Genomic DNA, 15,027 nt, shown 5'->3' on the forward strand with positions numbered 1-15,027 from the left:
TGAAAACTTAGCAAAGCCAAGGAATTCAGTGACGGGCCTTTTCCATAAAATCACGTGAGTTGGATTGGAGGCCTGTAGGCCATTCCTTTTGTAGAAGTGAGAGGGGAAATTTTCCGCTTCTTGATGAGTTTTTCCGTAACTAAAAAGTCTTTTAGTAGAATAATTTATTCACTCAAAATAGAAAGGAGGATAAGGACAGATTTCAGAAAACCAAACTACAAAGAATTAAGTTGTTAGAAATGATCTTTGACTATATTAATGATTATAAGCTGTTTTGAAAACGCTTTTATATTTATTACTGAAATCTGTCCTTGATAAATTATGAAACAAAATCGAAACTCACTTTATATTTTTTCCATTACGCTTGTAGCTGCGATTGGCGGCTTACTTTTTGGGTATGATACTGCTGTAATATCCGGGACTGAAAAGTCAATAGAAGCCTATTTAGTTAAACCTTTAGGTTTAGGGGCGTTAGCGCATGGTGCAACAATTTCAAGCGCATTAATCGGTTGTATCATTGGAGGCTTAATATCTGGTTATTTCGCGTCAAAATTTGGCCGTAAGAATTCACTTATCGCAGCAGCTGTCCTTTTTTTCATATCAGCTTTAGGCTCTGCATATCCTGAGTTTTTATTTTTCACAAAAGGCGAGCCATCCATCGCTTTATTGATTATGTTTAACCTGTACCGAATTATAGGCGGAGTTGGGGTTGGTTTGGCTTCAGCGGTTGTTCCGATGTATATAGGAGAAATTGCGCCTGCGGATGTTCGCGGCCGGTTGGTATCATTCAATCAATTTATGATCATTTTTGGTATGTTGGTCGTTTACTTTGTTAACTGGGGCATTGCTAATGGACAATCATTAGAGTGGGTAAATGACATAGGTTGGAGATATATGTTTGCTTCGGAAGCCATTCCAGCTCTATTGTTTGGTCTATTTTTACTTTTTGTACCAGAAACACCTCGATACTTAGCAATAACAAATCAAGATGATAAAGCGCTAAGTGTTCTTACTAAAATTAATGGCTCTTCAGAAGCAAATTCTATCTTAAATGAAATTAAGCAAACAATAACAGTAAATGTTTCTTCCGAAAAGCTATTTGCTTACGGAAAATTAGTGATTATTGTGGGAATTATGCTCTCAGTATTTCAACAATTTGTTGGGATAAACGTTGCTTTGTATTATGCCCCGCGCATTTTTGAAAGTATGGGAGCTGCGAAAGATGCTTCCATGCTGCAAACAATTGTTATGGGATTAGTCAATGTTGTCTTTACGATTGTTGCCATCTTGACGGTTGATAAGTGGGGACGTAAACCGTTATTAATAATAGGTTCCATTGGTATGGCCATTGGGATGTTTGGTGTAGCAGGGCTGGCCTTTTCAAATATTATTGGCATTAGTACTTTAATCTTCATTATTATATACACAGCTTCATTCATGTTGTCATGGGGCCCGATATGCTGGGTATTGATTTCTGAAATTTTCCCTAACAAAATTCGTGGACAAGCCGTGGCTATTGCCGTAGCTGCACAATGGGCTGCTAACTATTTGATTTCATCTACCTATCCAATCATGATGGAATATAGCAGTGGCTTAACTTATGGTTTCTACGGTCTAATGAGTGTACTTTCAGCTGTATTTGTTTGGAAGTTTGTCCCTGAAACGAAAGGAAAGACCCTTGAGCAAATGGAAGATGCATGGAAAAAACCTAGCGTTGACCAGTATAAAGCAGTATAAAGAAAACTTCCATCAGTGAGGTGTTCATCTACGCTGATGGTTAGTTAGAACCGCACGATGCGGCGATGTAAGTTTGTTCGGGTTCTTACAGAAAAAGTGACATGTAGGAGGAGCTGGGAGCAGCAACCAGATTATGGGGATTGACCCCTGGTCTAAGCTTCTTTGTCTCCTCTCGCCTTTGAGGCGGGTAGTGATGGTCTTATAAAGGAGGAAAGATGATGCCTAGTGGAAATTTAAAGAGGGTTAGCATGGTTGAAAAAGTTGGCTATGCTTCTGGGGATTTAGCATGTAATTTGATTTACGCAACCGTTTCCACATATCTTTTATTTTTCTATACTGACGTATTTGGTTTATCGGCAGCAGCTGCTGGTACGATGTTCTTAGTTGTTAGAATAATTGACGCTCTTGCTGATCCTTTTATTGGAACAATAGTAGATAGAACAAATAGCAGATTTGGACGTTTTAGACCGTATCTTTTATTCGGGGCATTTCCGTTCGCAATACTGGCAATACTCTGTTTTACAACACCAGATCTTTCAGATATGGGTAAAGTAATATATGCATATATTACGTATGTTGGCTTGTCGCTTACATACACAATTATAAACGTTCCATATGGTGCATTAACTTCTGCGATGACGAGAAATAATCAGGAAGTCGTTAGTATTACATCTGTTCGTATGTTTTTTGCGAATCTTGGCGGATTAATAGTCGCTTTTTTTGTTCCATTATTATCCACTTATTTACGTGATACTACTGGAAACGCAGCTCTTGGCTGGCAGCTAACCATGAGTATTTTAGGAATAATTGGTGCCTGTCTATTACTATTTTGTTTTAAAAGTACAAAGGAACGGGTAACTCTGCAAAAGTCTGAGGAGAAAATTAAATTCTTAGATATCTTTGAGCAATTTCGGGTTAATCGTCCATTAGTTGTGTTAAGCATTTTCTTTATTATTATCTTTGGTGTCAACTCAATAAGTAACTCTGTTGGAATCTATTACGTTACGTATAACGTAGGTAGAGAGGACTTAGTGAAGTGGTATGGTTTGCTGGGAAGTTTACCTGCTTTAATCATTCTACCGTTTATACCGAGAATTAATAAATGGCTGGGGAAGAAAACATTATTAAATTTTGCATTATTACTAAATATTATTGGTCTTTTAGCCCTTCTAATGGTACCGCCTAGCAATGTGTTTCTTGTACTCCTCTTTCGTTTAATTGCTGCTGCAGGAAGTGTTACAGCCGGGGGGTATATGTGGGCGCTTATTCCCGAAACAATTGAATACGGGGAATATAAGACAGGAAAACGAATGGGTGGATTGATTTATGCGATTATCGGATTCTTCTTTAAGTTTGGTATGGCACTCGGCGGGATTGTACCAGGGCTCGTATTGGACAAATTTGGATATATTGCGAATCAGATACAAACTCCCGAGGCATTGACAGGAATTTTAATTACGACAACAGTTGTCCCTGTTATTTTCCTTATTTTAGCTATCATTGATATTAATTTCTACAATTTAGATGAAGAAAAATACGCCAAAATAGTACGCGAATTAGAGAATAGAGATAAAGTATATTTAGATAATATTGATGAATTTAGGAATTAGAAAATTGATAGTATATTGTAAAGCTATTAAATGACCATATCTGAGGAGGAATTCAGGTGAAGATTATCAATCCTGTACTTAAAGGTTTCAATCCAGATCCGAGTATATGTAGAGTAGGTGAAGATTATTATATTGCTGTATCTACGTTCGAATGGTTTCCGGGTGTTCAAATACACCATTCAAAAGATTTAGTGAACTGGCATTTAGTTGCACATCCATTACAGAGAGTTTCACAATTGGATATGAAAGGAAATCCTAATTCAGGAGGAGTATGGGCACCCTGCTTAAGCTATAGTGATGGAAAGTTTTGGCTCATATACACGGATGTAAAGGTTGTGGATGGAGCTTGGAAAGATTGCCATAACTATTTAGTTACTTGCGAAACCGTTGATGGTGATTGGGGAGAGCCGATTAAATTAAACAGTTCTGGATTTGATGCTTCTTTATTCCATGATACAGATGGAAGAAAGTATTTATTAAATATGCTGTGGGATCAGCGAATGGATCGACATCCATTCGGGGGAATTGTGATGCAGGAATATTGTACTGAGAAGAAAAAGTTAATTGATAAGCCGAAAATCATTTTTAAAGGAACGGATATCAAACTAACAGAAGCACCTCACCTTTATCATATCGGAGATTATTACTATTTATTAACGGCAGAAGGTGGAACACGATTCGAGCATGCTGCTACAATTGCTCGTTCAAAAAATATTGAAGGCCCGTATGAAATTCATCCGCATAACCCAATTTTAACGTCTTGGCATGACCCAAGAAATCCACTGCAAAAGTGTGGCCACGCATCCATTGTTCAAACACATACAGATGAATGGTATTTAGCTCATTTAACGGGACGTCCGATTCATCCCGACGATGAGTCCATTATTCAACAAAGAGGATATTGTCCTTTAGGTAGAGAAACAGCTATTCAAAAATTGGAGTGGAAAGATGGATGGCCTTATGTAGTTGGTGGAAAAGAAGGCAGCCTTGAGGTAGAAGCACCCAGCATTCCCGAAACTAAGTTTCCAGCGACATATCCAGAAGTTGATGAATTTGAAGAATCAACATTAAATATTAATTTCCAAACATTACGGATCCCATTTACGGAAGAATTAGGATCGTTAACGGAAAGACTCAATCATTTACGCTTATTCGGTCATGAATCATTAACATCCACATTTACCCAGGCATTTATAGCAAGACGTTGGCAAAGCCTCGATTTTGAAGCGGAAACAGCTATTGAATTTTACCCCGATAGTTTCCAACAAGCAGCGGGATTGGTGAATTATTACAACACTGAAAATTGGACAGCTCTTCAAGTCACGCATGATGAAGATCTTGGACGTATTCTAGATTTAACAATATGTGATAACTTTTCATTTTCACAACCATTAAAAGATAAAATTGTCATTCCTTCTGAAATTCAATATGTTTATTTAAGGGTAAATATTGAACATGAAAAATATTATTACTCCTATTCTTTTAACAAAAAAGATTGGCACAAAATCGAGAGGATGTTAGAGTCCAAAAGATTATCAGATGATTATATTCGTGGAGGAGGATTCTTCACAGGAGCTTTTGTGGGAATGCAGTGTCAGGATACAAGCGGTCAAAATATTCCGGCTGATTTTAAATATTTTAGCTACAAGGAAAAATAATACATAGATCACTCGGCATGGGAAAAAACGCCCGTGCCGAGTGATCTATGTATAAGCGGCTGGCAAGCTCCCTTGTGGGTTCTTGCCAGCCGCTTATACGAGAACCTTTGAGAGCTTATTCTAGACGGAAGAGCAGAAAAGCGCAGACCTATATCAAATATTAGGAAATAAGTAAGGCTTATATAAATATGGCAAAGGAGACTTTTATTTTCGTTGAAGTCTCCTTTTTTATATGATATAAAAGTTTTTTCGGAAAGACCTCGATGCTTAGCAATAAGAAGTTAAGACAGTAAAATATATAGTCTACAACATGGTTTTTGAATAACTTTAACAAAAAACAAAAGGCCCTACCTTCAACGGTAGGGCCTTTTGTTGTGCAGTTCATAAATGATATTTTTAAGCTGGAACTATATCTAGAAAATGTTCAATAACAATGGACGATGTTCCCAATGCCGGGGCATTCTTTCCTAAAGAAGATGGTAACAATTCATAGCTATTGTCCAGTTGAGAATAAATTCTGGACGAGACTGAACTTCTAATTGAATTTAAAACCATAGGCTGTGATTCAATTATGTTGTTTCTTAAAATGGCGGCTTGCGGGTTAAATGTATTTAGAATACTGCTCAAGCCTATCCCAAGATAGAAGCCGAAGTTTTGTAATGAATTTAAGGTTTCAACATCATTCTGATGTGCGAGATCAATAATCTCTTGATATGAAACCTTATGATCTTTGTTCTGAAAAGATTTTAGCAACGCCTTTTCAGAGGCGTATAACTCCCAGCATCCACGGTTGCCGCAGCTGCATTTTGGACCGTTGAAATCGATTGTCATATGTCCCATTTCACCAGAAAAACCGCTAACCCCTCTGTACAAGTCATTATTGATAATAATTCCGACTCCTATTCCCGTACTGATACTTACATAGATGATATTGTCGTAATTTTTAGCAGCACCAAATACCTTTTCTCCATACGCACCTGCATTTGCTTCATTTTCAATAAAAACAGGTACATTGAACTCCTGTTGGACTAAAGACTTTAAGTCAATATCATTCCAGTTGGCGTTGGGTGTAAAAATAATTTTTTGATTTTTATCTACTAGTCCGGGTACACATATACCTATGCCAATCAGACCGTATGGAGAATCGGGCATATGACTAATAAAGTACTTAATAATGGTAAATAAAATGTCTTTTATCCTTTCGGGAGAAGAATTTTCTAGGTCATAGTATTGATCAAGAACTATATTCCCTTCCAGATCCGTTAAAATGCCATTAATATAATCAACGCCTATATCTATTCCTGCAGAATATCCGGCATATTTATTGAAAACAAGCATGACGGGCCTTCTTCCGCCGCTTGATTGTCCTTGACCTATTTCAAACACAAGATTTGTTTCAATTAACGAGTTTACCTGTGAAGAAACAGTTGATTTATTCAATCCTGTTATTTCAGATAATTTTGCCCTTGAGATAGGTGAATTCTTAAGGATTTCATTTAATAGTAACTTTTGATTTAGTTTCTTGACCAAGGTTTGATCAGCAACATCCACTTTCTCCACTTCCTTTGTATAATATTCGAATTAAGTTGCTGCATTTTCTTCTAAAAAAATTCGTTTAAAATGCGGCAATTAATGCATATTTCCTTTTATTATAACTAAAAACTCCTAAAAAATCTTAAAAAACTATTGAAAAAAATGATTATTTTTTATAAGATGAAATCAAGTTAGTTTATCCGAACAACAAACCAACTTAAGGATTTGTTCATTTGTTGTTTGGATATAGATTATTTTTGAATATGAATGATTTCATTTTAGTTTGTAAGTTAAATATTTCAGCATCATACCTAAATTAAGGAGGAAATAACATGACTCAATCTTTTACTGGTGTAAGTAACTATTTTGGAAGCGTAAACAAAGTGGCGTATGAAGGAAAGGATTCTAAAAATCCTTTAGCATTTAAATACTATAACCCGGAAGAAGTAGTAGGCGGCAAAACGATGAAAGAACAGCTGCGTTTTTCGATTGCTTACTGGCATACATTTACGGCAGATGGGACAGATCCATTCGGTGCCGCTACGATGAAAAGACCGTGGGATCGCTATACAGGGATGGATTTGGCAAAAGCTAGGGTAGAAGCTTCCTTTGAACTGTATGAAAAATTGGGTGCTCCGTTCTTTGCGTTCCATGACCGGGATATTGCACCGGAAGGAAGCACGTTAAGAGAAACGAACCAAAATTTAGATGTCATCGTTGGGATGATTAAAGATTATATGAAAACAAGCAACGTGAAATTACTGTGGAACACGGCCAATATGTTTACAAATCCGCGTTTCGTTCATGGCGCTGCGACTTCCTGCAATGCGGATGTGTTTGCATATGCGGCGGCACAAGTGAAAAAAGGGTTAGAAACAGCGAAGGAACTTGGCTCAGAGAACTATGTGTTCTGGGGCGGCCGTGAAGGGTATGAAACCTTATTAAACACTGACCTAAAACTGGAGCTTGATAACCTGGCCAGATTTATGCATATGGCGGTGGATTATGCGAAAGAAATCGGCTATACAGGACAGTTTTTAATTGAACCGAAGCCGAAAGAGCCGACGACTCACCAATATGATACAGATGCGGCGACAACGATTGCCTTTTTAAAACAATACGGCTTAGAGAACCATTTCAAATTAAACCTGGAAGCCAACCATGCGACGTTAGCGGGGCATACATTTGAACATGAATTGCGGACGGCAAGAGTAAACGGCCTTCTCGGATCCGTTGACGCCAACCAGGGTGATCCGCTTTTAGGCTGGGATACGGATGAGTTCCCAACGGATTTATACTCAACGACGTTAGCGATGTACGAAATCCTGCAAAACGGCGGATTAGGAAGCGGCGGATTAAACTTCGATGCGAAGGTCAGAAGAGCTTCCTTTGAGCCGGAAGATTTAGTGTATGCCCATGTTGCGGGGATGGATGCCTTCGCAAAAGGATTGAAAGTCGCACATAAATTGATCGAAGACCGTGTATTTGAAGATGTGATTCAAAACCGTTACCGCAGCTATACAGAGGGAATCGGACTGGATATTGTGGAAGGAAGAGCCAACTTCCGCACACTTGAGCAATATGCGATGAACAATGACTCCATTAAAAACGAGTCCGGCAGACAAGAACGATTGAAAGCCATCTTAAATCAATACCTTTTAGAAGTTTAATAGACTAAAGATTTTAACATGGGCAAAGAACGCCCATGTTAAAATCTTTACGCCTAAGCGGATAACACCTCCCCTTGCGATCCGCCCAGGTGAATTCAAGTAGTCTGGATCCCCGATTGTGATGTCTTTCGATTGAATGAAGATGTGCCGAGTTATTGAGCAATATATGATTAGAGTCTTCCTTTACATAAAAAACAAGTCTTCAAGTTAATTGAAGACTTGCAAGGGAGACTATTTTTATAAATGAAGGAGTGAAAAAAATGAAGTATGTGATTGGAATCGACCTTGGAACGAGTGCGGTTAAAACGATTTTGGTCAATCAAAACGGCGAGGTTTGTGCAGAGGTGTCAAAAAGTTATCCGCTTATTCAGGAGAAGGCGGGATATAGCGAGCAAAACCCAGAGGACTGGGTACAGCAAACCATTCATGCGTTAGCTGAACTTGTCTCTAAATCCGGCGTTCAAGCCGGAGATATTGAAGGGATCAGTTATTCTGGACAAATGCACGGATTAGTGCTGCTCGATCAAGAACAGCGTGTGTTACGTAATGCGATTCTCTGGAATGATACAAGAACAACGCCTCAATGTATCAAGATGACAGAGGAATTTGGCGAACAACTGCTGGCTGCGACAAAAAACCGTGTTTTGGAAGGTTTTACATTGCCCAAAATCTTATGGGTGAAAGAACATGAGCCTGAAATCTTTGAAAAAACGGCTGTTTTTCTGCTTCCTAAAGACTATGTCAGATTCCGGATGACTGGTGCCATTCACAGTGAATTTTCGGATGCGGCAGGAACCTTGCTTTTACACGTGACACGCAAGGAGTGGGACCGTGATATTTGCCGGAGGTTCGGCATTTCTGCAGATATTTGTCCGCCGCTTGTTGAATCCCATGATTGTGTAGGGACGTTGCTTCCAGGTATTGCAGCGGAGACCGGGTTATCGGAGAATACGAAAGTATTTGCCGGCGGAGCTGATAATGCATGCGGAGCCATTGGTGCGGGTATTCTCTCTTCTGGAAAAACATTATGCAGTATCGGAACATCAGGGGTCATCCTTTCCTACGAGGAAGACAAAGAGAGAGACTTTAAAGGAAAAGTGCATTTTTTCAACCATGGAAAAGAGGATGCTTTTTATACGATGGGGGTCACGCTCGCTGCCGGCTACAGCTTGAGCTGGTTTAAAGAAACGTTCGCTCCAAACGAAACGTTTGACCAACTGCTGCAAGGTGTGGAATCTGTCCCAATCGGAGCGAACGGACTGTTATTTACTCCTTATTTGGTGGGCGAAAGAACGCCGCATGCCGATTCTGTCATTCGTGGAAGCTTTATCGGAATGGATGGAGCTCATAAAAGAGAGCATTTTGTGAGGGCTGTTATGGAAGGCATTACATTCTCCTTGCATGAATCTATCAACTTATTCCGGGAAGAAGGAAAATCAGTTGATACCGTTATTTCCATTGGCGGAGGGGCTAAAAATGAAACTTGGATCCAAATGCAAGCCGATATTTTCAATGCGAAAGTGATGAAGCTGGAGAGTGAACAAGGCCCTGCCATGGGGGCCGCTATGCTGGCCGCCTTCGGCAGCGGATGGTTTGGGTCCCTCGAAGAATGTGCAGAGCAGTTTATTCGTGAGGCTTCAACATTTTATCCAAAGGAACAAAATGTTGAAAAATATCAAACATTATTTGATTTATATAAGAAAGTTTACACCCAAACAAAGGATCTAAATGCAGGTTTGAAGAGTTTTCGAAAAAACTAATCGTAATAAACGATAGAGTGAATGCAGTTTGGAAAGGATGTATTTTTATGTCAGTAGATCAACGAACAATAGAACAATTAGCGATTAATACAATTCGAACACTGTCAATCGATACTGTCGAAAAAGCTAACTCGGGTCATCCAGGAATGCCCATGGGAGCAGCACCTATGGCTATGTCATTATTTAGTCATCATATGAAGCATAATCCTAATAATCCTAAGTGGTTTAATAGAGACCGTTTTGTCTTATCAGCAGGACATGGCTCGGCGCTATTATATAGCCTATTGCACTTAACTGGCTATGACGTAACAATTGAGGACTTAAAAAACTTTCGTCAATGGGGAAGTAAAACACCTGGACATCCCGAATACGGTCATACTCCCGGGGTAGATGCTACGACCGGACCATTGGGTCAAGGAGTTGCTATGGCAGTTGGTATGGCGATGACTGAAAGGCACTTAGCAGAAACGTTTAATCGTAAGGATTATAATATCATCGATCATTATACTTATTGCGTTTGTGGAGATGGAGATTTAATGGAGGGTGTTTCAGCAGAAGCCGCGTCATTGGCAGGGCATTTAAAGCTGGGGCGTCTAGTTGTCTTGTACGATTCAAATGATATCTCTCTGGATGGGGATCTTCATTTATCTTTTTCGGAAAGCGCCGAAAATAGATTTAAAGCTTATGGATGGCAATATCTTCGTGTGGAAGATGGCAATAATTTCAATGAAATTAACCAAGCGTTAGAAAAGGCAAAAGAGGATGAGCGCCCGACACTTATTGAGGTTAAAACAACGATTGGTTATGGTTCACCAAACAAAGCGGGGAAATCGGCTTCACATGGGGCTCCATTAGGTGCAGAAGAAGGAAAGCTTACGAAGGAATTTTATGGATGGACCGCTTCGGAAGAATTTCATGTTCCTAAAGAAGTCGCTGTTTATTTTGAACAGGTAAAAATGAGAGGACAACAACTTGAAGAAAGCTGGCAGATTGTTGTAGAAGAATATAATCGCGAATATCCAGAGTTAGGGGAAAAACTTGAGGCAGCTATTAATGGAAGGTTACCGGTCGGCTGGGAAAGCGATGCACCTTTTTACCGTGCTGGAGTGGATAAAATTGCTTCAAGGTCATCGGGTGGAGAGGCGTTGAATGCATTTGCTAAAAAGATACCGGCTATCATTGGCGGTTCAGCGGATTTAGCGTCATCAAATAAAACCACGTTAAAAGGCGAAAAGAATTTTACCAGTGATGACTACAGTGGAAGAAATATTTGGTTCGGTGTACGAGAATTTGCAATGGGAGCTATCATGAATGGAATGGCGTTACACGGAGGAGTGAAACCGTTTGGAGCTACATTCTTTGTATTCTCCGATTATTTACGCCCGGCAATTCGATTATCTGCCCTCATGAAACTTCCTGTTACATTTGTTTTCACCCATGATAGTGTAGCTGTGGGAGAGGATGGACCTACTCATGAGCCTGTAGAGCAACTAGCCTCACTAAGAGCAATGCCTGATATAAGCATCATTCGTCCTGCTGATGGAAATGAAACAGTAGCAGCTTGGAAGGTAGCAATTGAAAGCAAAAATGAGCCTACTGTACTAGTGCTAAGTCGACAAGATCTAATGACCATTGTGCCAACAGCTGAGCGAGCGTATGATGGTGTAAAAAAGGGAGCGTATGTCATTTCTGAAGCAAAAGGAGAAGCTCAAGGTCTTATTCTAGCGACCGGTTCAGAAGTACAATTGGCTATTGAAGCGCAAAAGCAGCTAGAAGCTGAGGGAATCTTTATATCTATTATTAGCATGCCTAGCTGGGACCGTTTTGAAAAACAATCTTTAGAATATCAGAACCAAATAATCCCTCCAAATATGAAAGCTCGTTTAGCTGTTGAGATGGGGTCTTCAATTGGGTGGAATAAATATGTAGGAGACGAGGGAGAAGTAATAGCTATCGATCAATTTGGCGCATCTGCACCAGGTGAGAAAATTTTAGAGGAATATGGTTTTACGGTAGAAAATCTTGTCTCAAAAATGAAACAGATCATTAATAAACGCTAAGAAAGTTTAAATATGAAGCTTTTGTCATTCGAATGAAACGATTAGGACAGGAAGTGGAGGAGACAAAATGAAAATATTTATTGACACAGCTAATGTATCAGATATAAAAAAAGTACATGATTTAGGTGTTTTATCAGGGGTTACGACGAATCCTTCTTTGGTAGCTAAAGAAGGGGTAGATTTTAAAGAACGTATTAAGGAAATATGTACGATTACTGAAGGCTCAGTAAGTGCTGAAGTTCTTTCTCTGAATGCAGAAGAGATGATTGAAGAGGGGAAGGAATTAGCTAAAATTGCACCAAATGTTACGATTAAAGTTCCTATGACGACAGATGGTTTAAAAGCTGTTAGCGCATTTACGAAAATGGGAATTAAGACGAATGTAACATTAATCTTCTCACCTAATCAGGCATTATTAGCAGCTCGCGCTGGAGCAAGTTATGTCTCGCCTTTTTTAGGCAGATTAGATGATATTGGGCATAATGGGATAGAGTTAATTAAGACCATTCGAAAGATTTTTGATCTGCATGACATTGATACAGAGATTATTGCGGCTTCCATTCGCCATCCTCTCCATGCACAACAAGCAGCATTAGCAGGTGCTCACATTGGTACAATGCCATATGCGGTGGTTGAACAGATGACAAAGCATCCGCTTACAGAAAGCGGCATAGAACAATTCTTGTTTGACTGGGCAAAAGTAAATAGCTAAATCGTAGGATAAGTTGGTTTTATATATCAGAGAAAAGAGTCTTCCAGATAGGCAGTACAAATTTAACATATTCATATAAAGGGGCAAACTGATGGAAGTTATAGAAGGTGTTTTTGGCTCTTTAAATGGGAGAAATGTAAAATCGTATACCATAAAAACCGATAATGGAATGGAATTAACTTGTATAGACTATGGGTGTATTATTACTAAAATTAATGTGCGGGATCGCGAAGGGAATCTGGAAAATATCGTTTTAGGCTTTGACACCATGGATGAGTACATAAATTACTCACCATATTTCGGTTGTATCATTGGAAGAACGGCAGGAAGAACTGAAAATGCATCCTTTGAGTTAGATGGGGTTTCATATGAATTGCCTAAGAATGATGGGATAAATAATCTTCATGGCGGACCGCATGGTTTTCATAATGCCATTTGGGATTCATCTATAGAAATCCAGGAAAATGAGATAAATATAACTTTCTCTTATACAAGCCCGGATGGTGAAGAAGGTTTTCCTGGTAATCTTCAAGTTACTGTCATATACACTATCAATAATGCAAATGAGTTAATCATTTCCTATAGGGCTAAATCTGATAAAAAAACAATTGTCAATCTTACAAACCATTCTTATTTTAATTTAAGCGGTAATCTTAAAAGAACGGTTTTACACCATGAGTTAATGTTAAAGAGTGACGGCTTTCTCGAACTGGATTCTTCTCTTATTCCAACTGGAAAGGTATTACCTGTGGAAGGGACCGTCTTTGATTTTAGAAAGGGCCGTCAGATATGGCAAGGAGTGGAATCTGAACATCCGCAAACGAAACTCGTTGGTGGAGGTTATGACCATCCATTTCTGCTTAATGCTAATAACCAAAAAGAAATAACTTTATTGGACAGAGAAAGTGGAAGAAAAATTGAAATAGAAACCGATGAGCCGTGTGTCGTTTTATACACGGGGAATATGTTAGAAGATCATTATGAGATAAGAGGAACGCAATCTCAGAAACATTTAGGATTATGTCTTGAGACACAAAAACCGCCGAATATGATTAATCATCCTAATTTTCCTTCCTCTGTATTAGAAGCAAATCAAGTTTATAGAACCAAGACGAAATATTCTTTTACATTAATCTAACCTTTATCCATTTTAAAAAGCTTAAACAACGGAGAATGATAGGAAAGTATCCTTTCAGGAGCTGCTACAGTTGAGAGTGGATAAAAAAACACCTTCTGGATCGCGTATGATTTAATACGGTCCAGAAGGTATTTTTAAAAAGAGTTCAAGGGGGTTAAACATGAATATAGCTTTAATTGCACATGATATAAAGAAAAAAGATATGATTCATTTTACAAGAGCATATAAATATATTTTGGAAAAACATAATCTTTATGCAACAGGCACAACGGGAATGAAGATTATGGAGGCAACGGGATTAATAGTTGAGCGTTTCCAATCAGGTCCTCTTGGTGGGGATCAGGAAATTGGAGCAATGATAGCCAAAAATAAAATGGATGTTGTCATTTTTTTTCGTGATCCTTTAACTGCTCAACCCCATGAACCAGATATTTCTGCTTTGATGCGCCTTTGTGACGTTTATTCTGTTCCACTTGCGACAAATATGGGGACGGCAGAAATTATCATTCGTGGTTTAGAACGTGGTGATTTAAACTGGCGCTCAATTATTTCTGGACAGCAAGTAAAATAAACTTGGTAAAGCGACAGATTAGTCGATTTACAATTCAAGCAGCTTCTGTAATCGGTTCACAAGATATACCTATAATTATAATAGTTAGAATATTAATAATTTTTAGTGATATCGGATGTCCAATATGTTATTCGAAAACCTTAATTATTTTTTATTTTAACTTTCGTTCCCTTTCCTTGTGAAAAGTTTCTACTATGCATAGTTTAAGAGGGAAATAAATACATAGCATATTAGAGGTCAAACCAATGAGCTTAAATTCCATTTTTACTTTTTTATAAGGGGATGGTTAAGGTGGAAGTATGGGAAGGAAAAATTAAGGGGTATAATCAGGCAGGTCATTATGTTGGAACATATCAAGCTGTTGTAGAAAAAGAAGGGGACTTGTCCTATAAAATGACGGTATATTTTGATCGTGCTTGTACAGGAAGAGGAGAGATGAATCATAAATTAAAGGAAAATCCAATGTACAGCTCCAGCTTAGAAGTACTTAAGCGAAGTTTTAGAAAAGGGGTTTCACTTCAAGTAAAATCAAAAATTACATGGAAAAGGAAATCTTTAAATCGTTAACTATCAGTATA

Annotated in this window: 11 protein-coding genes; 10 read left to right on the forward strand and 1 reads right to left on the reverse strand. The window is 38.6% G+C overall.

The window, feature by feature from the left end:
- Positions 1 to 321 precede the first annotated feature (321 nt).
- From xylE to xynB, 3 genes are all read left to right on the forward strand, one after another.
- A complete protein-coding gene (gene xylE, locus BK575_RS03950) occupies positions 322 to 1,737 on the forward strand; it encodes a D-xylose transporter XylE (RefSeq protein ID WP_078408991.1) in 1,416 nt (471 codons plus the stop codon).
- Positions 1,738 to 1,955: 218 nt separating this feature from the next.
- The gene (locus BK575_RS03955) at positions 1,956 to 3,347 is read left to right on the forward strand and encodes an MFS transporter (protein WP_078408992.1); all 1,392 of its coding nucleotides are present in this window, start codon (positions 1,956 to 1,958) and stop codon (positions 3,345 to 3,347) included.
- A gap of 56 nt (positions 3,348 to 3,403) precedes the next feature.
- Positions 3,404 to 5,005, forward strand: coding sequence for a xylan 1,4-beta-xylosidase (gene xynB / locus BK575_RS03960; protein WP_078408993.1), 1,602 nt, complete (start codon positions 3,404 to 3,406; stop codon positions 5,003 to 5,005).
- Between the two features lie 396 nt (positions 5,006 to 5,401).
- Here xynB and xylR read toward each other — a convergent pair whose 3' ends face one another.
- Positions 5,402 to 6,556, reverse strand: coding sequence for a transcriptional repressor XylR (xylR, locus tag BK575_RS03965; RefSeq protein ID WP_078408994.1), 1,155 nt, complete (start codon positions 6,554 to 6,556; stop codon positions 5,402 to 5,404).
- A 314-nt stretch (positions 6,557 to 6,870) separates the two neighbouring features.
- Here xylR and xylA point away from each other — a divergent pair, with 314 nt between their 5' ends.
- The 7 genes from xylA (at position 6,871) to BK575_RS04000 (ending at position 15,016) form a co-directional block, all read left to right on the forward strand.
- Complete coding sequence (gene xylA / locus BK575_RS03970) at positions 6,871 to 8,208, forward strand: xylose isomerase (protein ID WP_078408995.1); 1,338 nt, start codon at positions 6,871 to 6,873, stop codon at positions 8,206 to 8,208.
- Positions 8,209 to 8,468: 260 nt separating this feature from the next.
- Positions 8,469 to 9,968 carry a xylulokinase gene (xylB, locus tag BK575_RS03975; RefSeq protein ID WP_078408996.1) on the forward strand — a complete coding sequence of 500 codons (1,500 nt, stop codon included), beginning with the start codon at positions 8,469 to 8,471 and terminating at the stop codon, positions 9,966 to 9,968.
- A 47-nt stretch (positions 9,969 to 10,015) separates the two neighbouring features.
- Positions 10,016 to 12,028, forward strand: a complete 2,013-nt coding sequence (gene tkt / locus BK575_RS03980) for a transketolase (RefSeq protein WP_078408997.1) — start codon at positions 10,016 to 10,018, stop codon at positions 12,026 to 12,028.
- A gap of 67 nt (positions 12,029 to 12,095) precedes the next feature.
- Complete coding sequence (fsa, locus tag BK575_RS03985; RefSeq protein ID WP_078408998.1) at positions 12,096 to 12,740, forward strand: fructose-6-phosphate aldolase; 645 nt, start codon at positions 12,096 to 12,098, stop codon at positions 12,738 to 12,740.
- Positions 12,741 to 12,831: 91 nt separating this feature from the next.
- Positions 12,832 to 13,878 (forward strand): aldose epimerase family protein, encoded by a 1,047-nt coding sequence (locus tag BK575_RS03990; protein WP_078408999.1) that lies wholly within the window; start codon positions 12,832 to 12,834, stop codon positions 13,876 to 13,878.
- Between the two features lie 160 nt (positions 13,879 to 14,038).
- On the forward strand, positions 14,039 to 14,449 hold the full coding sequence (gene mgsA, locus BK575_RS03995; protein ID WP_078409000.1) for a methylglyoxal synthase: 411 nt from the start codon (positions 14,039 to 14,041) through the stop codon (positions 14,447 to 14,449).
- Between the two features lie 291 nt (positions 14,450 to 14,740).
- Complete coding sequence (locus tag BK575_RS04000) at positions 14,741 to 15,016, forward strand: hypothetical protein (RefSeq protein WP_078409001.1); 276 nt, start codon at positions 14,741 to 14,743, stop codon at positions 15,014 to 15,016.
- Positions 15,017 to 15,027: the final 11 nt, after the last annotated feature.

It is taken from the genome of Priestia abyssalis (assembly GCF_002019595.1).
Taxonomy (GTDB): domain Bacteria; phylum Bacillota; class Bacilli; order Bacillales; family Bacillaceae_H; genus Bacillus_BA; species Bacillus_BA abyssalis.